This is a genomic window from Geobacillus sp. DSP4a (genome assembly GCF_013096875.1).
Taxonomy (GTDB): domain Bacteria; phylum Bacillota; class Bacilli; order Bacillales; family Anoxybacillaceae; genus Geobacillus; species Geobacillus thermophilus.
On the sequence record NZ_SDLD01000199.1, the window covers coordinates 1 to 443 of the forward strand.

Below are 443 nucleotides of genomic sequence, written 5' to 3' on the forward strand. Positions count from 1 at the left end.
TCTGGAGGATGATTTGATTTTAGACTTTATTGCATCAGCAAAAGAATACATTGCTTCGGCTACCGGTCTTACATTCCCGAATAAATCAGCCAGGGCAGCAATGTGTGTGAATGCGTTCGTTGCTCACTGGTATGAAAACAGAGAAATTGCCGGGACAACTTCTAACTTGGACGGAGTGCTGACTACCATGATCAATCAGCTCAAATATACATTGCCGGAGGCTGCTCATAATGTTGAATGACATGAGATACCGTATTCAATTTCAGAAAAAGAAGCCTGCTGGCCGCCTGCCTGTGGATGGAAAGGACAGCTGGCAAACGGTAATTGAATGCTGGGCTAAAGCTGAGGGTTTAAAAGGCCGAGAATATTATGCTGCGGCTGCGATCCAGAAGGAAAAGACAGTGGAATTTACAATTCGTCATCGCGAAGACATAGACGAGCAT

At 44.9% G+C, this 443-nt stretch carries 2 protein-coding genes; both read left to right on the forward strand.

The genetic code is table 11. From position 1 onward, the window contains the following. The coding region (locus tag ETC02_RS16975) for a head-tail connector protein (RefSeq protein ID WP_171698479.1) at positions 1 to 241 on the forward strand (241 nt) is incomplete at its 5' end. After that, the coding region (locus ETC02_RS16980) for a phage head closure protein (protein WP_171698480.1) at positions 231 to 443 on the forward strand (213 nt) is incomplete at its 3' end. The genes ETC02_RS16975 and ETC02_RS16980, both read left to right, overlap by 11 nt.